This is a genomic window from Pseudomonas sp. LS1212, from assembly GCF_024741815.1.
In the GTDB taxonomy this organism is placed as follows: domain Bacteria; phylum Pseudomonadota; class Gammaproteobacteria; order Pseudomonadales; family Pseudomonadaceae; genus Aquipseudomonas.
The window spans coordinates 313,825-339,806 of record NZ_CP102951.1; the positions used below are offsets into that span (position 1 = coordinate 313,825).

Annotated in this window: 23 protein-coding genes and 2 pseudogenes; 8 read left to right on the forward strand and 17 right to left on the reverse strand. The window is 59.7% G+C overall.

Annotation, left to right across the window (positions count from 1 at the left end; all coding sequences use genetic code 11):
• Positions 1–50: 50 nt before the first annotated feature.
• Positions 51–803, forward strand: coding sequence for an ABC transporter substrate-binding protein (locus NVV94_RS01530; RefSeq protein WP_258445509.1), 753 nt, complete (start codon positions 51–53; stop codon positions 801–803).
• Positions 804–951: 148 nt separating this feature from the next.
• On the opposite strand, the gene NVV94_RS01535 is transcribed toward NVV94_RS01530, so the two are convergent.
• From NVV94_RS01535 to NVV94_RS01575, 9 genes and pseudogenes are all read right to left on the reverse strand, one after another.
• On the reverse strand, positions 952–2,286 hold the full coding sequence (locus tag NVV94_RS01535; RefSeq protein ID WP_258445510.1) for a S41 family peptidase: 1,335 nt from the start codon (positions 2,284–2,286) through the stop codon (positions 952–954).
• A 90-nt stretch (positions 2,287–2,376) separates the two neighbouring features.
• On the reverse strand, positions 2,377–3,663 hold the full coding sequence (locus tag NVV94_RS01540; protein WP_258445511.1) for a murein hydrolase activator EnvC: 1,287 nt from the start codon (positions 3,661–3,663) through the stop codon (positions 2,377–2,379).
• Positions 3,664–3,811: 148 nt separating this feature from the next.
• Complete coding sequence (gene gpmI, locus NVV94_RS01545; protein WP_258445512.1) at positions 3,812–5,347, reverse strand: 2,3-bisphosphoglycerate-independent phosphoglycerate mutase; 1,536 nt, start codon at positions 5,345–5,347, stop codon at positions 3,812–3,814.
• Between the two features lie 108 nt (positions 5,348–5,455).
• Complete coding sequence (locus NVV94_RS01550; protein WP_258445513.1) at positions 5,456–6,754, reverse strand: FAD-binding oxidoreductase; 1,299 nt, start codon at positions 6,752–6,754, stop codon at positions 5,456–5,458.
• A gap of 52 nt (positions 6,755–6,806) precedes the next feature.
• Positions 6,807–7,910: a polyamine ABC transporter substrate-binding protein gene (locus NVV94_RS01555; protein ID WP_258445514.1), complete on the reverse strand. Its 1,104-nt coding sequence runs from the start codon at positions 7,908–7,910 to the stop codon at positions 6,807–6,809.
• 45 nt (positions 7,911–7,955) lie between these two features.
• A complete protein-coding gene (locus tag NVV94_RS01560) occupies positions 7,956–9,314 on the reverse strand; it encodes a glutamine synthetase family protein (RefSeq protein WP_258445515.1) in 1,359 nt (452 codons plus the stop codon).
• 133 nt (positions 9,315–9,447) lie between these two features.
• Complete coding sequence (locus NVV94_RS01565) at positions 9,448–10,335, reverse strand: helix-turn-helix domain-containing protein (protein WP_258445516.1); 888 nt, start codon at positions 10,333–10,335, stop codon at positions 9,448–9,450.
• 40 nt (positions 10,336–10,375) lie between these two features.
• Positions 10,376–10,486 (reverse strand): annotated as a pseudogene (locus NVV94_RS26770) (hypothetical protein); the annotation flags it as partial.
• Positions 10,487–10,572: 86 nt separating this feature from the next.
• Positions 10,573–11,008, reverse strand: a pseudogene (locus tag NVV94_RS01575) (LuxR family transcriptional regulator); the annotation flags it as partial.
• Positions 11,009–11,135: 127 nt separating this feature from the next.
• On the opposite strand from NVV94_RS01575, the gene NVV94_RS01580 reads away from it, so the two are divergent.
• The 3 genes from NVV94_RS01580 to secB are packed head-to-tail and all read left to right on the forward strand — an operon-like array spanning position 11,136 to position 12,342.
• Positions 11,136–11,549, forward strand: coding sequence for a rhodanese-like domain-containing protein (locus NVV94_RS01580; RefSeq protein WP_258445517.1), 414 nt, complete (start codon positions 11,136–11,138; stop codon positions 11,547–11,549).
• Between the two features lies 1 nt (position 11,550).
• Positions 11,551–11,805 (forward strand): glutaredoxin 3, encoded by a 255-nt coding sequence (gene grxC / locus NVV94_RS01585; RefSeq protein WP_258445518.1) that lies wholly within the window; start codon positions 11,551–11,553, stop codon positions 11,803–11,805.
• Positions 11,806–11,847: 42 nt separating this feature from the next.
• Complete coding sequence (gene secB / locus NVV94_RS01590; protein ID WP_258445519.1) at positions 11,848–12,342, forward strand: protein-export chaperone SecB; 495 nt, start codon at positions 11,848–11,850, stop codon at positions 12,340–12,342.
• Between the two features lie 47 nt (positions 12,343–12,389).
• Here secB and trmL read toward each other — a convergent pair whose 3' ends face one another.
• Positions 12,390–12,845, reverse strand: coding sequence for a tRNA (uridine(34)/cytosine(34)/5-carboxymethylaminomethyluridine(34)-2'-O)-methyltransferase TrmL (gene trmL, locus NVV94_RS01595; RefSeq protein WP_258445520.1), 456 nt, complete (start codon positions 12,843–12,845; stop codon positions 12,390–12,392).
• Between trmL and NVV94_RS01600 the strand changes: the two genes are divergently transcribed.
• Positions 12,844–13,284 carry a hypothetical protein gene (locus tag NVV94_RS01600; RefSeq protein ID WP_258445521.1) on the forward strand — a complete coding sequence of 147 codons (441 nt, stop codon included), beginning with the start codon at positions 12,844–12,846 and terminating at the stop codon, positions 13,282–13,284. The two genes, trmL and NVV94_RS01600, sit on opposite strands and share 2 nt — an antisense overlap.
• 372 nt (positions 13,285–13,656) lie before the next feature.
• On the opposite strand, the gene ntrC is transcribed toward NVV94_RS01600, so the two are convergent.
• From ntrC to NVV94_RS01630, 6 genes are all read right to left on the reverse strand, one after another.
• Positions 13,657–15,093, reverse strand: coding sequence for a nitrogen regulation protein NR(I) (gene ntrC / locus NVV94_RS01605; RefSeq protein ID WP_258445522.1), 1,437 nt, complete (start codon positions 15,091–15,093; stop codon positions 13,657–13,659).
• On the reverse strand, positions 15,090–16,175 hold the full coding sequence (glnL, locus tag NVV94_RS01610; protein ID WP_258445523.1) for a nitrogen regulation protein NR(II): 1,086 nt from the start codon (positions 16,173–16,175) through the stop codon (positions 15,090–15,092). The genes ntrC and glnL overlap by 4 nt, the downstream gene beginning before the upstream one ends.
• A gap of 287 nt (positions 16,176–16,462) precedes the next feature.
• Positions 16,463–16,978 carry a DUF4124 domain-containing protein gene (locus NVV94_RS01615; RefSeq protein ID WP_258445524.1) on the reverse strand — a complete coding sequence of 172 codons (516 nt, stop codon included), beginning with the start codon at positions 16,976–16,978 and terminating at the stop codon, positions 16,463–16,465.
• A gap of 48 nt (positions 16,979–17,026) precedes the next feature.
• Complete coding sequence (locus NVV94_RS01620) at positions 17,027–17,452, reverse strand: cupin domain-containing protein (RefSeq protein ID WP_258445525.1); 426 nt, start codon at positions 17,450–17,452, stop codon at positions 17,027–17,029.
• A gap of 165 nt (positions 17,453–17,617) precedes the next feature.
• Positions 17,618–19,024, reverse strand: coding sequence for a type I glutamate--ammonia ligase (gene glnA, locus NVV94_RS01625; RefSeq protein WP_258445527.1), 1,407 nt, complete (start codon positions 19,022–19,024; stop codon positions 17,618–17,620).
• A 144-nt stretch (positions 19,025–19,168) separates the two neighbouring features.
• On the reverse strand, positions 19,169–19,357 hold the full coding sequence (locus tag NVV94_RS01630) for a hypothetical protein (protein WP_258445528.1): 189 nt from the start codon (positions 19,355–19,357) through the stop codon (positions 19,169–19,171).
• On the opposite strand from NVV94_RS01630, the gene thiI reads away from it, so the two are divergent.
• Positions 19,356–20,810 carry a tRNA uracil 4-sulfurtransferase ThiI gene (gene thiI, locus NVV94_RS01635; RefSeq protein WP_258445529.1) on the forward strand — a complete coding sequence of 485 codons (1,455 nt, stop codon included), beginning with the start codon at positions 19,356–19,358 and terminating at the stop codon, positions 20,808–20,810. The two genes, NVV94_RS01630 and thiI, sit on opposite strands and share 2 nt — an antisense overlap.
• Before the next feature lie 139 nt (positions 20,811–20,949).
• Positions 20,950–22,770, forward strand: coding sequence for a translational GTPase TypA (typA, locus tag NVV94_RS01640; protein WP_258445530.1), 1,821 nt, complete (start codon positions 20,950–20,952; stop codon positions 22,768–22,770).
• Positions 22,771–22,901: 131 nt separating this feature from the next.
• On the opposite strand, the gene NVV94_RS01645 is transcribed toward typA, so the two are convergent.
• A complete protein-coding gene (locus NVV94_RS01645) occupies positions 22,902–23,306 on the reverse strand; it encodes a YkgJ family cysteine cluster protein (protein ID WP_258447594.1) in 405 nt (134 codons plus the stop codon).
• Between the two features lie 201 nt (positions 23,307–23,507).
• Here NVV94_RS01645 and NVV94_RS01650 point away from each other — a divergent pair, with 201 nt between their 5' ends.
• Entirely contained in the window at positions 23,508–25,958 is a 2,451-nt protein-coding gene (locus NVV94_RS01650; protein ID WP_258445531.1) for a glycogen/starch/alpha-glucan phosphorylase, read from the forward strand.
• The last annotated feature ends 24 nt before the right edge of the window (positions 25,959–25,982 follow it).

Consider the following 25,982-nt stretch of genomic DNA (forward strand, 5'->3'; position numbering starts at 1 on the left):
GACCTCACTCCCGGCAATCTGAAAGCTGCCATGGATCCCGAGGCCTGCCCATGTTCAAGCATTTGATGCTTCTGATCGCTACCTGTCTGCTGTTCACCAATGCCGCTCACGCCGCAGCCGAAAATGATTCCTCCCTGGTGCTGCTCACCGAAAACTTCCCGCCTTACAACATGGCGAGCAACGGCAAGAACTTCGCTCAAGAAGAAAACATCCAGGGCATCGCGGCGGATATCGTTCGTGAGATGTTCAAGCGTGCCGGCGTTTCCTACAGCATGACCCTGCGCTTTCCCTGGGAGCGCATCTACAAGCTGACACTGGAGAAGCCTGGCTATGGGGTCTTCGTCATGGCGCGTTTGGCCGAGCGTGAAAAGCTTTTCAAATGGGTCGGCCCCATCGGTCCGGATGACTGGATCCTCTTGGCCAGGGCGGACAGTCGGATCAAGCTGGACAGTCTCGAGCAGGCTCGGCGCTACAAGATTGGTGCCTATAAAGGCGATGCCATTGCCCTTCACTTGAGCAAGCAAGGCCTCAATCCGGTCATCGCCTTGCGCGATCAGGACAACGCGAAAAAGTTGCTCGACGGGAAGATCGATCTTTGGGCCACCGGTGATCCCGCGGGTCGTTACCTGGCCCGCCAGGACGGCATCAGTAACCTCAAGACAGTGTTGCGCTTCAACGGTGCCCAATTGTATCTGGCCCTGAACAAACAGGTGCCCGATGAAGTGGTCGGCAAGCTCCAGGCAGCCCTGGAGCAGATGCGCAGCGATGGTTTCGTCGAGGAAACCTTCAGTCGTTACCTATGACTTGGGGCGTCGAGGGGTGCCCGATCAACACCGCAGAGCCCTGCTTGCGCAGCGCAGCAGCGGTATCCGCTGACCCGGCCGGCATGGCAGGGGCCACGCCGGCCAGGCAGCAGAGTATGGCGACCAGAGCGGTCTTGAGCCCCATACGCTAGCTACCGCGAGTGATACTCAGGCCCTTGAGCAGGCTCAGTGCCTGGCTCAGCTGGAAGTCATCGTCCTGAGGGCGATCTTTCTTGTTGCTGGTGATCTTCAGGCCGGGCTTGCCGGACGGTTTGTCCGCGCCACCGTTGCCATTGCCCAGGTGGCCTTCCAGGTCGGCTTCCCTGAAGTTCTCGCCGTCCTGTTCGCTGGTGACCTTGCCGCGGCGGACTTCGATGTCCGGCACGATGCCCTGGGCCTGGATCGAGCGACCATTGGGGGTGTAGTACAAGGCCGTGGTGATCTTCAGGGCGCGATCATTGTTCAGCGGCAGGACGGTTTGCACCGAACCCTTGCCGAAGCTGTCGGTGCCCATCAGCACGCCACGTTTGTGGTCCTGCAGGGCGCCGGCGACGATTTCCGATGCCGAGGCGCTGCCGCCGTTGATCAGCACGACCATCGGCACGCCTTCACTGGCGTCGGCCGGGTCGGCAGAGAAGCGCAGCTCGGAGTTGGCGATGCGGCCCTTGGTGTAGACGATCAGGCCTTTGGTCAGGAAGTGGTCGGCCACTTCCACTGCAGATTGCAGCACGCCACCGGGGTTGTTGCGCAAATCGAGGATCACGCCGCGCAGTTTCTTGCCGTTGTCCTTGCGCAGCTTGGCCAGGGCCTTGCCGACTTCTTCGCCGGTCTTGACCTGGAACTGGGTGATGCGGATATAGCCGTAGTCATTCTCGAGCAGTTGGCTCTTGACGCTTTTGACCTGGATGACCGCACGGGCCAGGGTCACGTCGAACGGCGTACCGCCGTCGCGAACCAGGGTCAGGGTAATCTTCTCGCCCACCTTGCCGCGCATCTTTTCGACGGCTTCGGTCATGGACTGGCCGCGCGTCGGCTGGCCGTTGATCTTGACGATCAGGTCGCCGGCCTCGATGCCGGCCCGGGATGCCGGGGTATCGTCGATTGGCGATACCACCTTGATGAAGCCATCTTCGGCGCCAAGCTCGATGCCCAGGCCGCCGAATTCGCCGCTGGTGCTTTCCTGCAGTTCCTGGAAGTCTTCCGGGCCCAGATAGGCGGAGTGCGGGTCGAGGTTGCTGAGCATGCCCTTGATGGCGTTTTCCAGCAGTGTCTTGTCATCGACAGGTTCGACATAAGCAGCCTTGATCCGATCCATGACCTCGGCGAAGGTACGCAGCTCTTCGAGCGGCAGGGGGGCCTTGGCGGAAGCCGCAGTCGCAGCGGTGGCTGCCGGGCGGACGGGCTCTGCGGCCCAGGCCAGGGGCGCGCCAATGACCACGGCGAGCGTCAGGGCCAGCGAGGTGAGGCGGGACGAATACAGCATGTCGAACGAACTCCTAATCCTGGTTTTGCGCCTTGCGGGCATCGGCGTGACCGTCGGTGACAGTTCATGCGCCGTGAATGTGGGTCGCCCCTATCCCTGGGAACGGCACCATTGCGCAGGGTCGCTCGGACGGCCCTGCTGACGAATTGCGAAATACAACGCTGGCGTATCCTGCCCACCACTGCTGCCGACCGTCGAAATGGCCTCGCCGGCCTTGACGGTGTCGCCTGCATCCTTGAGCAGGGTCTGGTTGTGCCCGTACAGGCTCAAATAACCATTGCCATGGTCGAGAATGACCAGAAGCCCGGCGCCGCGCAACCAGTCGGCGAAAACCACCCGGCCGCCGTGCACCGCACGGACCTGACTGCCGGCGGACGCGCTGATCATCACCCCGTCCCATTTGGTCCGGACGTCGTCGCCACGGCTTTCGCCAAAGCGTGCCAACAGTCGACCATCGACCGGCCATGGAAGTTTGCCGCGTGCCGAAATAAACGGTCCACCATAGGATGCGCCACTGCTTGAGACCAGCGCACCCGGAACAGGTTTCGCCTTGCGCGGGGTATCGTCGGCAGTTGCCTGGGCCGCCTCGCGCTGGCGTTGTTTCTCGGCTTCCTGCTGGGCGAGCAGGGCTTTCTGGCGTGCTTCTTCAGCCTCGCGGGCCTGCCGCGCGAGGGTTTCCTCGATGGTCTTGAGCACCTTCGTCAGGTCTGCCTGGTCTTGCTCGCGGGCCTGCAGCTTCTTGTCGCGCTCTTTCACATCGTTGTTGAGCTTGGCCAGCACTTGCTGGCGCTCGTCGCGAACCACTTCCAACTCGTGACGCTGGCTGTCGAGGCTGCCTTGTTGGGCCAGCAGTTGAGCCTGCTGCAGGGCGATTTCCTTTTCGACGTTGGCCAGTTGGCGCAGGGTTTCGTTGAAACTGCTCAATTGCTCGAGACGCGCCTTGCTCATGTAATCGTAGTAGGTCAGGGTGCGGGCGAATTTTTCCGGGTTCTGCTGGTTGAGCAAAAGCTTCAAGTATTCCTGGCGACCACTCTGATAGGCCGCTCGGGCCTGGATGGCGATCAGCCGTTGTTGTTCAATGCGTGCGCTCTGGAGTTTTTTTTTCTCTGTGTCGAGGCGCCCCAGCTCGCCTTCAGTCTTTTTTAGTTCGTTCTGCAGGGCCTCCACCTGCTTTTCCAGCTTGCCCATTTCGGTTTCAGTGCCGCGCAGGTCTTTTTGCACGCCGGATTTCTCCTGCTGCAACTGGCCAAGGAGCTTTTTCAGCTCGGCGATATCCTGACGCGTGGCGTCCAACTGTTGTTGGGTCTGTACGCGCTCATCGGCAAACGCCGGATTGAGCAGGCAGGCAAGGGTTAAAGCGATCAGGGCGCGAAGCATGGGGCGGGCGACACCAGAGTAAGAGGCGGGTAGGCGTATATCATTACCCTAGTATGCCCGCCGCGCGTTGCAAAAAAAACGCCTCAAAGCCAACTGCTTTGAGGCGTTTGTTCAGAAAAAGGGCCGAACGGCCCTTTTTAAAGCGGTTTCAGCCTTCGGTCAGGATCGGGGTGCCGGTCATCTCGGCCGGCTTTTCCAGGCCCATCAGGTACAGCATGGTCGGCGCGACATCCGCCAGCACGCCGCCTTCACGCACTTTCAGAGCACGCTTGCCGACATAAATGAACGGTACCGGCTCGGTGGTGTGAGCAGTATGTGCCTGGCCGGTGCACTCGTCTTCCATCTGTTCGACGTTGCCGTGGTCGGCTGTGATGAGGGCTTCGCCGCCGACCTTTTCCAGCGCGGTGACAATGCGGCCAACGCAGGTGTCGAGGCATTCCACGGCCTTTACCGCCGCCTCGAAGACTCCGCTGTGCCCAACCATGTCGCCGTTGGCGTAGTTGACCACGATCACGTCGTAACGCTGGTGCTCGATGGCGTCGACGATCTTGTCGGTGACCTCGGGCGCGCTCATCTCTGGCTGCAGGTCATAGGTGGCAACCTGCGGTGACGGGATCAGGATGCGCTCTTCACCCAGGAAGGGCTCTTCGCGGCCACCGGAGAAGAAGAAGGTGACGTGGGCATACTTCTCGGTTTCGGCAATACGCAGTTGGGTCTTGTTGTTTTTCGACAGGTATTCACCCAGCACATTGTCCAGGCTGCCGGGTGCGAAAGCGGCCGGGGCCGGGATCTTCGCCGAGTACTGGGTCAGGCCGACGAAGGCGGCCAGTTTTGGCTGCCGCGCACGCTCGAAGTCCTTGAAATCGTCTTCGACGAAAACCCGGGTCAGTTCGCGAGCGCGGTCGGCGCGGAAGTTCATGAAGATCACGGCATCGCCGTCTTCGACCTTGACCGATTCACCGATACGGGTGGCTTTGACGAACTCGTCGCTTTCGCCACGGGCATAGGCCGCTTCCAGGCCTTCGATGCCGGTGACGGCGCTGAATTCGGCGGCGCTGTCGACGATCAGGTTGTAGGCAGTTGCGACGCGGTCCCAGCGGTTGTCACGGTCCATTGCGAAATAGCGGCCGATGATGCTGGCGATGCGGCCCTTGCCCAGTTTGGCGAAGGTGGCATCGAGCAGCTCCAGCGAAGACTGGGCGCTTTTGGGCGGCGTGTCGCGGCCGTCGAGGAAAGCATGCAGGTAGATCTTTTCGGCGCCACGCTGGGCGGCCAGTTCGGCCATGGCCACCAGGTGGTCCTGGTGGCTGTGCACGCCACCGTCGGAGAGCAGGCCGAGGATATGCACCGCCTTGCCGCCGGCAACGGCTTTATCCACGGCGCCGCACAGGGTCGGGTTCTCGAAGAACTCACCGTCGCGGATCGCCTTGGTCACGCGGGTGAAGTCCTGGTACACCACGCGCCCGGCCCCCAGGTTCATATGGCCGACTTCAGAGTTGCCCATCTGGCCTTCCGGCAGGCCCACGTCCATGCCGGAACCTGAAATCAAGCCATTGGGCTGTTCGGCACGCAGGCGGTCATAGACCGGTGTGCTGGCCGAGTAGATGGCGTTGTATTCAGGGTTATCGCTGTGACCGAAACCATCCAGGATGATCAGGACCAAGGGTTTTGGCGTGGTAGTCATAGATCCCACTCGTGGTTGTTCAGATGGAAGGGTAAAAAGCAGGGCATTTTAGGTCATCTTGACCGTCAATGACGAATACCCCTTATCAATTTCCATCTGAACGGCCACTCAGGCCCCCACGGCGTCCTTGAGCCGGTACCAGAGCATGCCCAGTGCCAGCAGCGGAGAGCGCAGCCTTTGGCCGCCGGGGAAGGTCATGTGCGGCACGCGGGCGAACAGGTCGAAGCCATGGCTGTGCTCGCGGCTGATCGCTTCGGCCAGCAGTCGGGCTGCCAGGTGGGTGGTGTTGAGCCCGTGGCCGGCATAGGCCTGGGCATAGTAGACATTCGGCTGCGCTTGCAGGCGGCCGATCTGCGGCAACCGGTTGGCACCGATGCCGATCATGCCGCTCCACTGAAAGTCGATGCGTTTGTCGGCAAGCTGTGGGAACACTTTGAGCATTTTCGGACGCATATAGCGTGCAACGTCGCTCGGATCGCGGCCCGAGTAACGGCAGGCGCCACCGAACAACAGCCGTCGGTCAGCCGACAAACGATAGTAATCCAGCCCGACGCGTTGGTCGCACAGCGCCCGGTTGGCGGGGATCAGTGTCTCGGCCAGGGCCGCGTCCAGGGGTTCTGTGGCGATGACATAACTGCCGGCCGGCAATACCTTCCCACTCAGCGCGGGCTCCAGATTGCCCAGGTGTGCATTGCCGGCCAATACCAGGGTGTTGGCCAGGACCTGGCCTTTGGCGGTATGCACACGGACGCGGCTGCCGTATTCGATGCGCGTCACCATACTGTTTTCACAGATGCGTACGCCCAGCCCCTGAGCGACGGCGGCTTCGCCCAGTGCCAGGTTGAGCGGATGCAGGTGACCCGAGCCATTGTCGATCAAGCCGCCGACATAGCAATCCGAGGCGACCACCCGGGCCATGTCGTGCGGCTCGACCAGACTGACCTCATGGGCATAGCCCTGCCGCTCAAGCGCCTCGCGCTCGCGAATCAACCCGGCGTAGTGCGCAGGCGTGTTGGCCAGTTCGCAATGCCCCCAGCGCAGGTCGCAGTCGATGGCATGCCGCTGCACGCGCTGGCGGACGATGTCGACGGCTTCAAGGCCCAGGCGTTCGAGTGTCTGGCAACCGTCGCTGCCGATGTACTTCTGGAATTTCCCCAGATCGTGTCCGAGCCCGCGGATCAGCTGCCCGCCGTTGCGCCCGCTGGCGGCCCAGGCGATCTGGCGTGCTTCAAGCAGAATGACCGAGTGGCCGCGCTCGGCCAGCTCGATGGCCGTGTTGACGCCGGTAAAGCCGCCGCCGACCACGCAGACATCGGCCTGGGCCTGGCCTTCAAGCGGTGGGCAGTCGAGGCTGCGATTGCGGGTGGCGAAATAATAGGTAGCAGGTGCAGTGAGGCTGGAAAACATAGGGAGGGTACCTGTCGACTTCGGGCTGGCAGGCCAGCCCGATTGGGGCGGATTAGCGGCCGGACTTGAGCTTGTTCCAGGAACGGGTCACCCAACGCATTATTTCCGGTGGCTGCTCAGAGGAGACATAGAGCTTTTGTTGAACCGCTGCCGGCGGATAAATCGACGGATCATTCCTGATTTGCTCGGTCATCAGCGCAGTCGCCTGGGTGTTGGCATTGGCGTAGCCAACATAGTCGCTGACGCTGGCAATCGCCTGCGGCTGCAACAGATAGTTGATGAATGCGTGGGCTTGTTCGACATTTTTGGCGTCGACCGGGATGGTCAGCATATCGAACCAGAGGTTGCCCCCCTCACGAGGTACGACGTAGGCGATTTGCACCCCGTTACCGGCGTCCTCGGCCCGCTTCATCGCCTGGAATACATCGCCGGAATAACCGAAGGCGATGCAGATATCGCCGTTGGCCAGGTCACTGACGTATTTGGAGGAATGGAAGTAGGTAATGTAAGGCCGCAGGCTCTTGAGTTTGTCCTCGGCTTGCGCATAGTCCTTGAGCTGTTTGCTGTTGGGGTCAAGGCCCATGTAGTTGAGCATTGCCGGAAATATCTCGTCGGCCGAGTCCATGAACGAGACACCGCAGGCCTTGAGTTTTTTCAGGTTTTCCGGCTCGAACAGCACGTTCCAGGAATCGATCCGGTCGGTGCCGAGCACTTCCTTGATCTTCGTGACGTTGTAGCCGATGCCATTGGTGCCCCAGAGATAGGGGACCGAATACTGATTCCCCGGATCGTTGACCTGCAGGCGCTCCAGCAGTTTGGGGTCGAGGTTGCTGCGGTTGGGCAGCTTGGCCAGGTCCAGCTTCTGGAACACCCCGGCCTTGATCTGCCGACCCAGGAAATGATTGCTCGGGACCACCACGTCATAGCCGGTACGCCCGGCCAACAGCTTCCCTTCCAGGGTCTCGTTGGAGTCGAACACGTCGTAAACCGGCTTGATGCCAGTGTCGCGCTGGAAATCCGCCAGAGTGTTTTCGGCGATGTAATCGGTCCAGTTATAGATATTGACGACATCCTGCGCCCAGGCCTGGCAAGCCAGGCCGGACAGGGTAAGAGCAGAGAGCAGGGCGGTTATGCGTGGCATTTTTATTATGGGCATGATCTTGTCCTGGGTCTTGGGAAACGATCCGCGAGGGGCTAGTGCTTACACACTCAGCAGAAGGAACTCGCGCTCCCAGGAGCTGATCACCTGCTTGAAGTTCTCGTGCTCGACCCGCTTGACCGCGACATAGCCTTTGGTGAACCGGGGGCCCAGATGCTCCTTGAGCATGTCGGACTGTTCCATGCGCTCCAGAGCGGCCTCCAGGGTCAGCGGCAGGGCCAGGTTACGGCGCTCATAGCCGCGTCCCTGTACCGGCTGGCTAGGCTCGACGCCTTCGATCATGCCCACGAAACCACACAGCAGGCTTGCGGCCAGGGCCAGGTAAGGGTTGGCGTCGGCACCAGGCAGGCGGTTTTCCACTCGGCGATTTTGCGGATCCGAGTCAGGCACCCTCAGGCCCACAGTACGGTTTTCTTCGCCCCACTCCACATTGACCGGCGCCGAGGTGTCGGGCAGGAAGCGGCGGAATGAGTTGACGTTGGGGGCGAACAGCGGCAGCGTTTCGGGAATGTACTTCTGCAAGCCGCCAATGTGGTGCAGGAACAGCTCGCTCATGCTGCCGTCGGGATTGGAAAACACGGTTCTGCCGGTCTCCAGGTTCACGACGCTCTGGTGCAGGTGCATGGCGCTGCCCGGCTCGCCGGTCATCGGCTTGGCCATGAAGGTCGCGCTGACGTTGTGCTTGAGGGCCGCTTCGCGCAGGGTCCGCTTGAAGACGAAAATCTGGTCGGCCAGGTGCAGCGGGTCACCGTGACGGAAGTTGATCTCCATCTGCGCGGTGCCTTCCTCGTGGATCAGGGTGTCCAGATCCAGCCCCTGGGCTTCGCTCCAGTTGTACATGTCCTCGAAAAGCGGATCGAACTCGTTGGTCGCCTCGATCGAGTAGGATTGGCGCCCGGTCTCCTGCCGCCCGGAGCGGCCGACCGGTGGCTTGAGGGGGTAGTCGGGGTCATCGCTGCGCTGGGTCAGGTAGAACTCCATTTCCGGCGCGATGATGGGCTTCCAGCCCTGCTGGGTGTAGAGCTTGAGGACCTTCTTGAGGATGTTGCGCGGTGACAGCTCGATCGGGTTGCCGCGCTTGTCATGGGTGTCGTGGATAACCTGGGCGGTTGGTTCCAGGGCCCAGGGCACCAGAAACACGGCTTCTTCGTCGGGGCGGCAGTGCATGTCGATGTCGGCCGGGTCGAGCAGGTCGTAGTAGACCTCGTCCTCGACGTAGTCGCCGGTGACGGTCTGCAGCAAAACGCTCTCGGGCAGGCGCATGCCCTGTTCGTTCAAGAATTTGTTGGTCGGTGAAATCTTGCCCCGGGCAATGCCGCTCAAGTCCGAGATAAGACACTCGACCTCAGTGATCTTGTTGTCCTTCAACCATTGGCTCAATCGATCCAGATTGCCTTTCATAACGCCTCATGCCGGTAAGTTTGCCAGGGCGACCAAGTGCGCCCGGCTTCATGGAGTCGTATGAATCTTGCAGTCTGGATGTGGCGGGCCTCTATCCGATTCGCGAACGGTTTGACGCCTCTTTTTGGTGCGCTCAGGGGCGACGCAGGAGCGTGCAGCTGGGCAGCTCGTTGAACAGGTTGCGATAGGCCTCGGAGAAACGTCCCAGATGCCAGAACGACCAACGCATGGCGATCTCTGCCACCGTGGTTTCACCTGGACGGGCGCGCAGCAGGTCGCGATGCGCCGCATTCAGCCGGCGCAGACGCAGCCAGTGGTTCGGCGCGACCCCGATGAATGCCGTGAAGCTCTTCTGCAGCTGGCGCACCGAAACGCCGGCCGCCTTGGCAAGCTCCAGGGCATTGAAGTTCTCATCGGGAAAGGCTGTCACCAGTTCCAGGACCCTGCGTACGATTTTCCGGTCGTGGGCCAGGCGCCTTAGGCCAGAACCGTCCAGCGTCGGCGTCGAGCACTCGAGGACATACAGGCAGTCGTCCACCAACTGCCTGGCCAGGCTTTCCTCGGCGAGTTGATCATTGGCCCAGAGCAAGTTGGCCAGTGTGCTGCTCAGCCATCTGCCGAACACGCGGCTTTGCTGGGAACCCAGGGGCGTGAGGAAGAGCCCGTCCAACACGCTCAGGTCCAGGCAATCGAGCCCGCTCAGGTACTTGTGATCCAGCACCACGGCGACTTCCTTGTAATTCTCCGGGGTGATCCAGGTATTCTGGCTTTCGCCATTGAGCAGGTAGAGCGAGCCATCATTGGTGTCGAAGCTGAATACCAGGGAACTGGCCGGCGCATGGAAATACTGTTCGACCCGGGTGTTCATCTGCTCTTCGTACACCGCCACGCCACCGACTTCCATGTGCACGATCTGGCCCCGGAAAGCGCCAGGGGACATCTGCTGGTAATGCTGCTCCCAGCCGTCGATGACCGTCTGCTGCTCATTCACATCCAGGGCGTTGTGGGCTTGAATCTGCATGCTGACGTCCCTTATCCCGTCTTGTCGAACAGTGCCCGGTTCAGGCTTGTTGTGTGCGTTCCGGCGGCAGGGCTCGAGCCGAGGTCCTGGCCACCAGATAGTAATGGATACCGGGCACCAGCAACCCGACGATCCAGGAAATATCGACACCGTCGGCGAATACCTTGATACCGGGGAAGGTCAGGTTCGGCACGCCCTGGAATTGCTGCATGACATTGGCCAGTACTTGCAGGTCGGCCACCCTGGCAATTCGCGCAAAATCGTTGCACACAGCCGTGCCCCCACATGAACAAGGCTGCCATCCACGCGCGCCACCCCGATGTCTTTCGCGCCGTCGCCAGTATCGAGCCGGATCATGTCCTGCACCTGGAAGCGCCACAACTGCAACAGGCGATCGCAGAAGGCCGAAAACAAACTGGCCTCGCTATCGTCGAACGCCTGCGCATCGGCGCCACGATAGAGGCAGACGAAGAGCATCAAGCCGCTTTCGGGAGGCTCGAAGGTAACGCACATCAGGTGGTAGAGGTTGTGGCGCTGTGCGAATGCGTTCACCTCGGCGCATGAACTCAGAGGCTCCTCGTTCTCGAGCAAGGCGACCCAGTTGCAATACGCAAAGATTGAATGCATCGAGCGTACTCATTGGCGTATTGGTGCCGTACTGCATCAGCAACATCTCCGTGTAGTTCTGGCGCCTTGCACAACCGTGGGACCCATTCAATTGTTACGACTGCCGGGCGGGCTTTGGCCGACCTTGGGGGCTGTGTATACTGGCCGACATTTTAACGCCCTGGAACCTGCTGATGGTTGCTAACCTGATTCAATTTGCCACTAATCACTATCTGCTCGTCGGCATCTTTGCCGTATTGCTGGTTCTGTTGATTCTCTCGGAGTTGAGCCGCGGCGGCCGCAGCCTAAGCACCCGTGAGCTGACAGCGCTGGTCAACAAAGAGCAAGGCCTGGTGATTGATATCCGTACCTCCAAGGATTATGCCGCCGGCCATATCGTCGGTGCGCTGAACATCCCTCAGGACAAGCTGGCCGCGCGTATCGGCGAGCTGGAAAAACACAAGGGCAAGACCCTGATCGTCGTCGACAACATGGGTCAGCACGCTGGCACCAGCTGTCGCGAACTGCTCAAGGCCGGTTACAACGCTGCCAAACTGTCGGGTGGCGTTTCCAGCTGGCGTGCCGATAACCTGCCGCTGGTGAAGTGATATGGCCAACGTCGTCGTCTACTCCAGCGATTGGTGCCCTTACTGCGTACGCGCCAAGGCCTTGCTCGAGAGCAAGGGGGTTGCCTTCGAAGAGATCAAGGTCGATGGCAAGCCTCAGGTTCGTGCCGAAATGACCAGCAAGGCGGGCCGCACCTCGGTGCCGCAGATCTGGATCGACTCGACCCATGTCGGTGGCTGCGACGACCTGTATGCCCTTGAACGCTCCGGTAAACTGGATAAATTGCTCCAGGCTTGAACCCGTATTCCTACAAGACCCTAAAAGTAAGAAGGATCTGTCATGATCGACGAACAGAACAACGGCGCAGCAGCAAGCGACGAAGAGAACTCCCCGCAATTCTCCCTGCAGCGCATCTATGTGCGCGACCTGTCGTTCGAAGCGCCGAAGAGCCCGGCGATCTTCCGTCAGCAGTGGGAACCAAGCGTTGCCCTTGACCTGAACACCCGTCAGAAGGCCCTGGAAGGCGACTTCCACGAAGTCGTGCTGACCCTGTCGGTGACCGTCAAGAACGGTGAAGAAGTGGCGTTCATCGCTGAAGTCCAGCAGGCCGGCATCTTCCTGATCCGTAACCTCGATGCCGCGTCGATGACCCACACCCTGGGCGCGTTCTGCCCGAACATCCTGTTCCCGTACGCCCGTGAAGCGCTGGACAGCCTGGTGACCCGTGGTTCGTTCCCGGCACTGATGCTGGCACCGGTCAACTTCGACGCACTGTTCGCACAGGAAATGGCGCGCATGCAAGAGTCGGGTGAAGCCGCTCCATCGCTGCAGTAAGTAGTCGCTGTTACTCGAAAGCGCCCTGATGGGCGCTTTTTTGTTTATCAGACAAAACCTTGCTGGCGCCAGGCTTCGTACACGGCGACCGCCACTGTGTTGGACAGGTTCAAGCTGCGACAGCCTTCGCGCATGGGCAGGCGCAGGCGGTGGTCGGCGGGCAGGGCGTCCAGCACCTCGGCAGGCAGGCCGCGGCTCTCGGGGCCGAACAGGAAGGCGTCGCCGGGCTGGAAGCTGGCGTCGTGGAAGGGCCGTGAACCTTTGGTGGTAAAGGCGAACAGGCGCGGCTGGCCGAGGCTCTCCAGGCAGCTGGCCAGGTCGGCGTGGCGCTGCAGGGTCGCGTACTCATGGTAATCGAGCCCGGCCCGGCGCAAGCGCTTGTCGTCCAGCTCAAAACCGATAGGCTCAATCAAATGCAGGTGGCAACCGCTGTTGGCGCACAGCCGGATGATGTTGCCGGTATTGGGCGGAATTTCTGGCTGAAAAAGGATGACGTGAAACATGCACGGCTCCGAACGAAAAGACGGGCTGCATTCTACTCCTGAAGACGACCCCAGGCCGAATCTCTGGCCGCGAGTCATGTTTTCGTTGGCATTGGTCGGACTGATGGTCGGGCTGATGATCGGTCGACTGACTGCGCCCGAACCCCGGGTGCTGGAGCAGATCGAAGTCGTCCCTGCGGGGTTGCAGCTCTGGTTCAACGAGCAGCCCGAGATCCATGGCGAACATGTGGATGGCGCGGTGGCGCTGTTGATCAATGCACAAGGCAAGGCACAGCAGGGTCGCTTGCAGCTGGCGGGCAAGCCTGTCAGTTGGCGGGTGCGCAAGACGGATCAGGGTTTGTTGCTGAATCTGGTGGCGGCCCGTCCGGTGCGTGGCGAGTGGGCCGGTGCGACGGTGGACGGGCGCTGGAGGCTGGAGATCAGCCTCCGGGAGGAATAAAAGAGGGGAATCCCCGGCCTGCCTGTACCAAGGCCCCCAAAACTGGTGTTGATAGAGTCTATGCAGGGCGTGTGCCAGTTTTGTTTCAAGGGGTTTGAATATTTTTGGAGGCCTTGTTTTTCACGGCTTTCAGAGGTGTTTTGGATTTTTTGGATGGCGCATGGAGCGTGCCAGGAAGGGAGCGATGCGAGGTGGCAGCGCATTCGGGCGGTGCACGGAATCGGTTCAGTGCACAAAAGCGGCGTCTTTTTCAGATCTTGGAGGGGCCTATCGGCCCCTAATCGCTGGCAAGCCAGCTCCCACAAAGTCAAGTGTTGCACATCCCATGTGGGAGCTGGCTTGCCAGCGATCGGCCATCAGCCGGTGAGGTGATTAAGCCTCATCCCCCTCATCATCATCCCCACCCGCGACCTTCATCCCCAATTCCTTGATCTTGCGGGTCAAGGTATTGCGACCCCAACCAAGCAGCACGGCGGCATCGCGGCGGCGGCCGGCGGTGTGTTTGAGGGCGGTTTCGATCATGATCCGCTCGAAGCTTGGTACGGCGCTGTCGAGCAGGTTCGATTGGCCGCGCGCCAATGCCTGATCGGCCCACTGGCGCAAGGCCTGCTCCCAATTGGTGACCGGGGCCGAATCCTGCGGCAGGCTAAGCAGCTCCGGCGGCAAATCGCCGATATGTACTTCGCGGCCGGATGCCATCACGGTAATCCAGCGGCAGGTGTTCTCCAGTTGGCGCACGTTGCCGGGCCACGGCAGGTTCTTCAGGTATTCCTCGGTTTCGGCCTTGAGCAGTTTCGGTTCCACTGCCAGCTCTTGTGCGGCGCGGCTGAGAAAATGCCTGGCGAGGGTCGGGATGTCTTCGCGACGATCCGCCAGCCGTGGAATATGAATGCGGATCACGTTCAGGCGGTGGAACAAGTCCTCCCGGAACTTGCCGGCGTGCACCAGGGTTTCCAGGTTCTGGTGGGTGGCGGCGATGATGCGCACGTCGACCTTGACCGGAACATGCCCCCCCACCCGATAGAATTCGCCATCGGCCAACACACGCAGCAGCCGGGTTTGAGTGTCGGCGGGCATGTCGCCGATCTCGTCGAGAAACAGGGTGCCACCGTCGGCTTGTTCGAAGCGCCCGCGACGCAGGTTGGCGGCACCGGTGAACGCACCTTTCTCGTGGCCGAACAGTTCGGACTCCATCAGGTCCTTGGGAATCGCCGCCATGTTCAGGGCAATGAACGGCGAAGCCGCGCGAGGGCTATGGCGGTGCAGGGCGTGGGCGACCAGCTCTTTGCCTGTACCGGACTCGCCATTGATCAGCACCGTAATGTTGGAGTGGCTCAAACGCCCGATGGCGCGAAACACTTCCTGCATGGCTGGCGCTTCGCCGATAATCTCCGGTGTGCGGGTCAGGCTTGGCGCGACCTCCAGGCCTTGTTGTTCCTGGGCATGCTGGTTGGCACGCTTGACCAGCGAAACGGCTTCGTCGACGTCGAACGGCTTGGGCAGATACTCGAATGCACCGCCTTGGTAGGAAGCCACGGCGCTGTCCAGGTCCGAGTGCGCGGTCATGATAATCACCGGCAGGCGTGGGTGCTGTTCGCGGATGCGTGCCAGCAGCTCCAGGCCACTGGCGCCGGGCATGCGGATATCGGAAATGATGACGTCCGGCTGTTGCCGGGCCAGGCGACTCATCACGCCGTCGGCACTGTCGAAGCTTTGGGTGGTCATGCCTTCTTGTTGCAAGGCTTTTTCCAGTACCCAGCGGATGGAACGGTCGTCATCGACGATCCAGACAGTTTCACTACGGCTCATGACGAGGTGGCTCCTTGTTCCAGCGGCAGGAAGATCGAGAAAGTCGTGTGGCCGGGATGGCTGTCACACTCGATCAGGCCCTGGTGCTGACTGATGATGTTCTGGGTAATGGCCAGGCCCAGCCCGGTGCCGTCAGGGCGTCCGCTGACCATTGGATAGAAGATGGTTTCCTGCAGCTCGCCCGGAATGCCCGGGCCGTTGTCGATAATTTCGATCTTGCTGACCAGCCGATGCCGGGTGTGGCCAATGGTGAACTGGCGCATGGCCCGGGTGCGCAGGCTGATGCGTCCCAGGCGGAGCTCGTTCTGGCCGCTGATGGCCTGCATCGCATTGCGTACGATATTGAGAACCGCCTGGATCATTTGCTCGCGGTCGATCAGAACGTCAGGCAGGCTCGGGTCGTAATCACGCACCAGTGTGATGCCGCCCTGACTCTCGGCTTCGACCAGGCTGCAAACATGCTCGAGTACTTCATGGATGTTGGTCATCGCCAGTGACGGCAGTTTGTTCGAGCCGAGCATGCGGTCGACCAGGTTACGCAGGCGGTCGGCCTCTTCGATAATGACGTTGGTGTAGTCCTTGAGGTGTTCTTCGGGCAATTCTCGCGACAGCAATTGCGCGGCACCTCGAATACCCCCCAGCGGGTTCTTGATCTCGTGGGCCAGGCCACGCACCAGCATCTTGGTGGTTTCCTGCTTGGAGAGCTGGGCCTCTTCCTTGGTGATGCGCAGCAGGCGATCACGCGGGTGTACTTCCAGCAGCAGCAGGGTTTCACCCTTGTTCAAAATCGGCGTCACGGCGTAGTCGACGGTCAGGGTCTGACCGGTCAAGGCCGTGAGCATGGCCTCGCGCTTGGTAAAAGGGTGCGCCTGCTCAACCGCCTGGCGGAGTGAATTCAGCGCCTCGGCCGATTCGGTGAACAGTTCGCTGATGAATTGACCATGGCTACGTTGGCCGCTGATCGCCAATAGCATCTCTGCCGCAGGATTCATGTACTCAAGACGCAGATCGGCGTTGAGCAGAATCGTGGCAGTGGTCAAGTTATCGAGTAATAGTCGGTGCAGTGCATCGCTGATGGTCATTAGCTGTCGTTGACCTCTTTTGGCACATTGAGACCCGTCCATGTCCGGGCCCGCGCGCGCTGGTAATCCCCTGGTACAAAGAAAATGCAAGAACCAAACCAAGGCTCCGAAAAGAAGCGCTATTGCGGAAAAACAGTGGCTTTACTGCCCTATTAATGACTTCAACCTGCTGGTGTACCCCAGTATTGATCCAAAATGGGCTACGCGTTTGTTGAAGGGGCGACCATGTGCACCAATATAGAGCGATTGCGGCCGGCAGGTGAATGGGAAGGCGCAGTGACATCCGCTCATCGGTTCAGATGGACCCTGAGTACGGTGAAGGTAATCGTCTGACTTTGTTGCACGACCTGGTCATCGTTCAGCACCTGTACCGCCAGGTTGTGCTCGCCGCGATCGATGTTCACCAGTTGTAGATGCGGCACGTTACCGGGCTGTCCGTAGGGTTGCCCGTCCAGCAAGAGGCGCAAGCGATGCTCAGGTTGCAGAGGTGGCTGTATCCGTACGTCGACGGTCAGATTACCGTTATTGGCGCGCACGGCTTGTTGATCAGGAATGTTCGCAGGCTCCAGTATCGAATAGGGTTCGGCACTGCTGCTGCGTGGCTTGGGTGCGGGGGGCGTCGATGGCGAAGGTGGCAGTGGCGCGACGCTGTTGAGTGGTGACAGCTGAACCCGTTCGCTGACGGCGTCATTCGGGGGCTGCTGGCTGTAGGCTGCATTCCCATTGGCATCGGTGTATTTGTAGATCTGTGCAGTGGCGGGCAGCGCAAGCACCAGCAGCAGGCCGATCAGGCATGTACGCATGAAGATTTCCTGCAAGGCAATGGGGCGGTGCATTCCGAGAGACCACTGTCACTCCGATAGGGGTAGTCCATGCGCGCCAGCATAGAACACAATCAGTTCGACAGGATGCTCTCCTGTCTTGCCCCGATGCACGATATCAACCATTTCGGCCAGCGCGTCACCCTGCTTGAGGCTTTTACGTTGATTGCTGTCACGGGCTTCTACGAGAATTTCACCGGATAGCACATAGCCCATATTGGGTATGGGGTGCGTATGCCATTGCATCTCTGCATTGGCGGGTATGCGAATTTTCACCAGCGTGAGTTCGGGCCTGCCTGCAGGGTAGGCCGTGTAAGGCGTGCCATCCCAGGAAGAGCTGCTGCGCAGTACGATCTGCGACTCGATTGCACTCTGTTCGTAGGCGTGGGCGCCAGTGCCAAAGAGCAGGCAAACACTGCAAAGCAGAGTACTGGCGAATGTTCTGGTCAGGTTCACGGTGTTATCCCTTGGCCAAGGTGCACAATCTGAATGGTTGCCGGCGAGTGTGTCACGCTTGATTGGGCTGCGCGTATCAGCCATTTCCCTGGTTTGCGTCGGACATAAAAAAGGCCTCCCGAAGGAGGCCTCTTTATTTACGCCGCTTGCGCGAGCGTCACGGGATCAGCAGCTGTAGTACAGCTCGTATTCCAGTGGGTGTACGAAGGTGCGTACCTTGATTTCTTCTTCGCTTTTCAGCGCGATGTAAGCGTCGATGAAGTCATCGCTGAATACGCCGCCTTTGGTCAGGAACGCACGACCCTTGTCCAGCTCTTCCAGGGCTTCTTTCAGGCTGCCGCAAACTTGTGGGATCTCTTTGGCCTCTTCAGGCGGCAGATCGTACAGGTTCTTGTCAGCTGCATCGCCTGGGTGGATCTTGTTCTGGATACCGTCCAGACCGGCCATCAGCAGTGCTGCGAAAGCCAGGTACGGGTTGGCAGCCGGATCCGGGAAGCGAGCTTCGATGCGGCGGGCTTTAGGGCTGGAAACGTAAGGGATACGGATCGAGGCGGAACGGTTGCGAGCCGAGTAGGCCAGCATTACCGGAGCTTCGAAGCCTGGTACCAGACGCTTGTAGGAGTTGGTCGAAGGGTTAGTGAAACCGTTCAGAGCCTTACCGTGCTTGATGATACCGCCGATGAAGTACAGGGCAGTGTCGGACAAGCCAGCGTAACCTTCGCCAGCGAAGGTGTTCTTGCCATCCTTGGAGATGGACATGTGAACGTGCATGCCCGAACCGTTGTCGCCGTATAGAGGCTTGGGCATGAAGGTCGAAGTGCGGCCGTAAGCGTCGGAGACGTTGTGTACGCAGTATTTCAGGGTCTGAACTTCGTCGCCCTTGGCAACCAGGGTGTTGAATTTCACGCCGATTTCGTTCTGGCCGGCAGTCGCCACTTCGTGGTGGTGAACTTCGATGACCAGGCCCATTTCTTCCATGGCATTACACATGGCAGTACGGATTTCGTGGTCGTGGTCGAACGGAGGAACCGGGAAGTAGCCGCCTTTGATACCTGGACGGTGGCCTTTGTTGCCGCCTTCCACGTCCTGGTCGGACATCCAGGAGCCTTGTTCGGAGTAGATCTTGAACATGGAGCCGGAGATATCGGACTTGAACTTCACTTCGTCGAAGATGAAGAATTCTGGTTCGGGACCTACGAATACGGTGTCACCGATACCGGTGGTCTTCAGGTATTCCTCGGCGCGCTTGGCAATGGCGCGTGGGTCGCGGTCATAGCCTTGCATGGTCGAAGGCTCGATGATGTCGCAAACCAGGATCAGGGTCGGCTCTTCGGTGAACGGATCGAGGACGGCGGTTTCGTCAACCGGCATCAGTATCATGTCGGAAGCTTCGATGCCTTTCCAGCCAGCGATGGAGGAACCATCGAACATTTTGCCGATTTCGAAGAAATCGTCATCCAGCGCATCACGGGCTGGCATGGTCACGTGGTGCTGGGTGCCTTTGGTGTCAGTGAAGCGCAGATCAATCCATTTAACGTCATGATCTTTGATGAGTTGAACCGACTTCGACATATTGTCCTCCGGGTGGCTTCGGGCTGGTAATGGATAGCCCTGTAATTTGGGTGATGCCGGGCGCGAATAGTCTGCCAAGGCAACCTGCCTCACAAGGGAGCAAATTGCATGCCAGTGCTCCGAATTGGATTTTTTGCCCCAAACTCAAGCGTTGCGAGTATTAAACGGCTTTTTTAGGGATTTTATCGCACCGATTTGATGCGCATTTTGCTTGCAGTGGATCATTTTGGTGCGCAGCAATCCTTCTGTACGAAAATTGGTCAAACCTTGAGCAATTTCCGCTATAATCCGCGCCCCCCTTTTTCGGCCGGCACCTCGCGCGCTGTTTTTCATGAAACTAATCGTAAAAGTCTTCCCAGAGATCACCATCAAGAGCCGGCCGGTGCGCAAGCATTTCATCCGCCAGCTCGCCAGGAACATCCGCGTCGTGCTCCGTGATCTGGACCCGAAGCTGGTGGTCGATGGCGTGTGGGACAACCTCACCGTTGTAACCCGCATCGACGATCAGAAAGTACTGCGCGAGATGGTCGAGCGTCTGACCTGCGTGCCGGGCATTACTCACTTCCTGCAGGTCGACGAATACCCGTTGGGTGAGTTCGACGACCTGGTGGCCCAGTGCAAGCAACACTTCGGCCACCTGCTGCCGGGCAAGATGTTCGCCGTGCGTTGCAAGCGTGCCGGCAAGCACACCTTCAGCTCCATGGATGTGGATCGTTATGTAGGCAGCCAGTTGCGCCAGCAGTGCGGCGCGGCCGGTATCGAGCTGAAGAACCCGGACGTGGAGGTGCGCCTGGAGATTCGCGACAAGCGCGTCTTCATCATTCACAGCCAGCACAAGGGCATCGGCGGCTACCCGCTGGGCTCGCTGGAGCAGACGCTGGTGTTGATGTCCGGTGGTTTCGACTCCACCGTTGCCGCCTATCAGATGATGCGCCGCGGCCTGATGACCCATTTCTGCTTCTTCAACCTGGGCGGCCGCGCCCATGAGCTGGGCGTGATGGAAGTCGCGCATTTCCTCTGGAAGAAGTACGGCAGCTCCCAGCGCGTGCTGTTCGTCAGCATCCCCTTCGAAGAAGTGGTGGGCGAGTTGCTGAGCAAGGTCGACAACAGCCACATGGGCGTGATTCTCAAGCGCATGATGCTGCGCGCGGCCACGCGCATTGCCGATCGTCTGCAAATTGATGCCCTGGTAACCGGCGAGGCCATCTCGCAAGTGTCCAGCCAGACGCTTCCGAACCTTTCGGTGATCAGTTCGGCGACCGAGAAGCTGGTGCTGCGTCCATTGCTTGCCAGCCACAAGCAGGACATCATTGACCAGGCCAACGAAATCGGTACCGCCGATTTCGCCAAACACATGCCTGAATATTGCGGGGTGATCTCGGTCAACCCTACCACCAAGGCCAAGCCACACCGCGTTGCCTATGAAGAACAACAGTTCGACATGGCCGTGCTGGAGCGGGCCCTGGAGCGTGCCAAGCTGGTTTCCATCGACAATGTGATCGATGAATTGGGCCAGGACATCGAGATCGAGGAGGTCAGCGAAGCGCTGCCCGGCCAGGTGATCATCGACATCCGTCATCCGGATGCCCAGGAAGACCAGCCCCTTGAACTCGAAGGCATCGAGGTCAAGGCGCTGCCGTTCTATGCATTGAACAGCCGCTTCAAGGAGCTGGACGCCACGCGTCAGTACCTGCTGTATTGCGACAAAGGCGTGATGAGTCGCCTGCATGCCCACCATTTGCTCAGTGAGGGGCATGCCAATGTGCGCGTTTATCGACCGAGCTAAGTGCCCGGGGCTGTTTGCCTGTGGCCTGCGTCACCGGCCCCCCGACGCCGCCGTCAAGCTGTAATGGCTTTCACGGACTCTACTGTTAATCGCTGCCACGACCTGTCAGCACACCGAATCCTCTGATCGAGATACACAAGTGATCGAAAATCTACGCAACATCGCCATCATTGCCCACGTTGACCATGGTAAAACCACCCTGGTAGACAAACTCCTGCGTCAGTCCGGCACCCTGGAGCGCAACGAGCTCAACGACGAGCGCGTGATGGACTCCAACGACCAGGAAAAAGAGCGCGGTATTACCATTCTGGCGAAAAACACCGCCATCAACTGGAACGGCTACCACATCAACATCGTGGACACCCCGGGCCACGCCGACTTCGGTGGTGAAGTAGAGCGCGTAATGTCGATGGTCGACTCCGTTCTGCTGTTGGTTGACGCTCAAGACGGCCCTATGCCGCAAACCCGTTTCGTGACCAAGAAGGCTTTCGAAGCCGGCCTGCGTCCGATCGTGGTCATCAACAAGGTTGACCGTCCAGGCGCGCGTCCGGACTGGGTTCTGGACCAGATCTTCGACCTGTTCGACAACCTGGGTGCCACCGAAGAACAGCTGGACTTCAAAGTGGTCTACGCCTCCGCCCTGAACGGTATTGCTGGTCTTGACCACACCGAAATGGCTGAAGACATGACCCCGCTGTACCAGTCGATCGTCGACAACGTGCCGGCTCCAAAAGTCGACCGCGACGGTCCGTTCCAGATGCAAATCTCCGCTCTGGACTACAACAGCTTCCTGGGTGTTATCGGTGTTGGCCGTATCGCTCGCGGTCGCGTCAAGCCCAACACTCCAGTTGTGGCCATCGACGCTGACGGCAAGAAGCGTAACGGTCGTATCCTGAAGCTGATGGGTCACCACGGTCTGCACCGTATCGACGTTGAAGAAGCAGCTGCCGGCGACATCGTCTGCATCAGCGGCTTCGAACAACTGTTCATCTCCGACACTCTGTGCGACCCACTGAACATCGAAGCGATGAAGCCGTTGACCGTTGACGAACCTACCGTTTCCATGACCTTCCAGGTAAACGACTCGCCATTCTGCGGTAAAGAAGGCAAGTTCGTCACCAGCCGTAACATCAAGGAACGTCTGGACAAAGAGCTGCTGTACAACGTTGCTCTGCGCGTTGAAGAAGGCGACTCGGCTGACAAGTTCAAGGTTTCCGGCCGTGGTGAGCTGCACCTCTCGGTACTGATCGAAACCATGCGTCGCGAAGGCTTCGAAATGGGCGTTGGTCGTCCGGAAGTGATCATTCGCATGGTTGACGGCGTCAAGCACGAACCGTACGAAAACGTGACCATCGACCTGCCGGAAGAATCCCAGGGCTCGATCATGGAGCAAATGGGTATCCGTAAAGGCGACCTGACGAACATGGTTCCGGATGGCAAAGGCCGCGTTCGCCTTGAGTACAACATCCCGGCCCGTGGCTTGATCGGTTTCCGTAACGAGTTCCTGACCCTGACCTCTGGTGCAGGCATCCTGACCTCGATCTTCGACCGTTACGACGCGATGAAGTCCGGCGACATGTCCGGCCGTCAGAACGGCGTGCTGGTATCGGTGGCTACCGGTAAGGCGCTGACCTACTCGCTGGAAACCCTGCAGTCCCGTGGCAAGCTGTTCATCGAACACGGCCAGGACATCTATGAAGGTCAAATCGTTGGTCTGAACAGCCGCGACAACGACCTGGGTGTCAACCCAACCAAAGGCAAGAAGCTCGATAACATGCGTGCTTCGGGCAAAGACGAAACCATCGCACTGGTTCCGCCTGTTCGCTTCACCCTGGAGCAGGCGCTGGAGTTCGTACAAGAAGACGAACTGTGTGAAGTCACTCCTAAGTCCATCCGTCTTCGCAAGAAGATTCTGGGCGAAAGCGAGCGTACCCGCGCTGCCAAGAAAAGCGGCAACTGATTCGTCAGTAGCGCGCTGAAATGAAAACGCCCCCGACCGCAAGGTCGGGGGCGTTTTTGTTTGGGCTCTGCGGTGGCAGGTCTGGCGTCATCGCGGGCATGCCCGCGATGACGTCAGTAGCCACACCCAAATCAGTAGCTGTTAGGCTTGGGTTTATAAGCACAATACCCCGGCCGCGGCCCGATCTTCGGGTGGTTGCGGCAGGTATCCGGGCGCGTCTCGTAGATCGTGCACAGGCGGCTCTTGCGATCCAAGTACAGGCAATCATTGTTGCTCATGCGCGTCAGGGTAAAAATCCCCGACTTCTGATTGAAGCGTTCGACGATTCCTTCTTTCTGCAGGCGTTTGGCCACATTCTTTGGCGGCTCGCCTTTTTCGAATTCATCGACTACACCAATACGGATCAGGTCCTTGAGCTTCACTTCGACCGGCATCGTGCAGCAGGTCGACATGCACCCCCCACACATGTAGCTGGAGTATTTCTGCCAGGTTTCGAGGCGGTCGATTTCGGCGGCGGCGATCAGGGTAGGCTTCATCAGATTCAGGAATTCAGGGGGAACCGGGCGCGCGATGATACCGGAGCTGGTGAAAATTTGAACAACCATTTACCGGTTTTTACTCTTGAAGTTTTCACCCCGATGCGCGGATAGTCGCGAACCGGGGCGATCACCTTGTGTCGAACCGACTAGGCTCAGACTACTCCATCCCTAAACCGTCAACTTCCCCGAGGACTTTCCATGTCTCAGGAACCGCTAGTCCGTGACGCTGAGGTGGCAGCCTTCCGTGCCGCTGTACTTGCCAAACTTACTTATGCGGTAGGCAAGGACCCCGACCACGCGTTCGACCACGATTGGTTTGAAGCCATTGCTCTGGCTGCACGCGATCATATGGTCGACCACTGGATGGATCACACCCGGCAGATCTACCGCAAGAACCAGAAGCGGGTGTATTACCTTTCCCTGGAATTCTTGATTGGTCGTTTGCTTTACGACAGCCTCAGCAACCTGGGCTTGCTGGATGTGGCGCGCGAGGCGCTGACCGAGCTGGGCGTGGACATTGAGCGAATTCGCCTGCTGGAGCCCGATGCGGCTTTGGGCAATGGCGGTCTGGGCCGGTTGGCGGCCTGCTTCATGGAAAGCATGTCGACCTTGGGCATCGCGGCCCACGGCTACGGTATTCGTTATGAGCACGGCCTGTTCCGTCAGGCAGTGGTCGATGGCTGGCAGCAGGAACAGACCGAAAACTGGCTGGATTTCGGTAACCCCTGGGAGTTCGAACGCCCGGAGGTAATCTACCCGATCAGTTTCGGCGGCAGCGTCGAGACGGTGCACGACGGTGCCGGGCAGCCCAAGCAAGTCTGGTGGCCGGCCGAAACCGTACGGGCGGTAGCCTATGACACGCCAGTGGTGGGTTGGCGCGGTGCCAGCGTGAACACCTTGCGCCTTTGGCGGGCGCGGGCGCTGGAGGAACTGCACCTGGAGCGCTTCAATGCAGGCGACCACCTGGGGGCAGTGGCCGAGGTGGCGCGAGCTGAAAGCATTTCACGGGTACTGTACCCGGCCGACAGCACCGAGGCAGGGCAGGAGTTGCGCCTGCGCCAGGAGTATTTCTTCGTTTCGGCGTCGCTGCAGGATCTGTTGCGTCGCCACCTGAACATGCACGACACATTGCTCAATCTGCCCGATCAGGTAGCGATTCAGCTCAATGACACCCACCCCTCGATCGCCGTGCCCGAGTTGATGCGCCTGTTGGTCGATGAACATGACGTGGCCTGGGACAACGCCTGGCAGATCACTGTCGACACCCTGGCCTACACCAACCACACCTTGCTCCCCGAAGCCCTGGAAACCTGGCCGGTGGGCCTGATGGAGCGCATCCTGCCCCGGCACATGCAGATCATCTACCTGATCAATGCCTTCCACATCGACGCCTTGCGCGCCAAGGGCATCCATGACTTCGATGTGTTGCGAGCGGTTTCGCTGATCGAGGAAGAGCACGGGCGTCGGGTACGCATGGGCAACCTGGCCTTTCTCGGCTCCCATAGCGTCAACGGCGTTTCGGGCCTGCACACCAAATTGATGCGCAGCACGGTGTTTGCCGAGATGCACAAGCTTTACCCGGATCGAATCAACAACAAGACCAACGGCATCACCTTCCGCCGCTGGCTGTACCAGGCCAACCCCGAGCTGACCGCCATGCTCGTTGAAGAGTTGGGCGTCGAGGTGCTGGACGACCCCGAAGAGCGCCTGCTGGGCCTGGAGCCGCTCGCGGAAAAGGCCAGCTTCCGCAAGCGTTTTGCCGAACAGCGCCTGCACAGCAAGAAGGCGCTGGCCCATCTGATTCACGAGCGCCTGGGCGTCGTCGTCAACCCGGAAGCGATGTTCGACGTGCAGGTCAAGCGTATCCACGAGTACAAGCGCCAGTTGCTCAACCTTCTGCATACCGTGGCGCTGTACCAGGCCATTCGTGCCGAGCCCGGTACAGACTGGGTGCCCAGGGTGAAAATCTTTGGTGGCAAGGCTGCTGCCAGCTATCAGCAGGCCAAGTTGATCATCAAGCTGGCCAACGATATCGCCCGCACCGTGAATAACGACCCGACCGTACGCGGCTTGCTCAAGGTGGTGTTCCTGCCCAACTACAACGTGAGCCTTGCCGAAAGCATCATTCCCGCCGCCGACCTGTCGGAGCAGATCTCTACGGCAGGCTATGAAGCGTCTGGCACCAGTAACATGAAGTTCGGCCTCAACGGTGCGTTGACCATCGGTACGCTCGATGGCGCCAACGTGGAGATGTGCGAGCGCGTCGGGGCCGAGAACATGTTCATCTTCGGCCTTACCGCACAGCAGGTCGAAGCGCGCAAACGTAGCGGCGAATTCAATGCCAGCGCAGCGATCGCCGCCTCGCACCGGCTGGGCGATGTACTGCAGGCGATACGCAGTGGGGTGTTCTCGCCTGATGATCCCGCACGTTACACGCACCTGATCGACTCGTTGGTTGCTCACGACCGCTTCCTGGTGTGTGACGATTTCGATTCGTACTGGGACGCCCAGTGTCGAGTCGAAGAGCTTTGGCATGACCCCAAGCAATGGTGGCGCGTGGCGGTGCTCAACAGTGCACGAATGGGCTGGTTCTCCTCGGACCGGACGATTCGTGAATACGCGACCGAGATCTGGAAAGCCCTGGAGTGACCGGGCAGGCCGGCTATTGTGTGG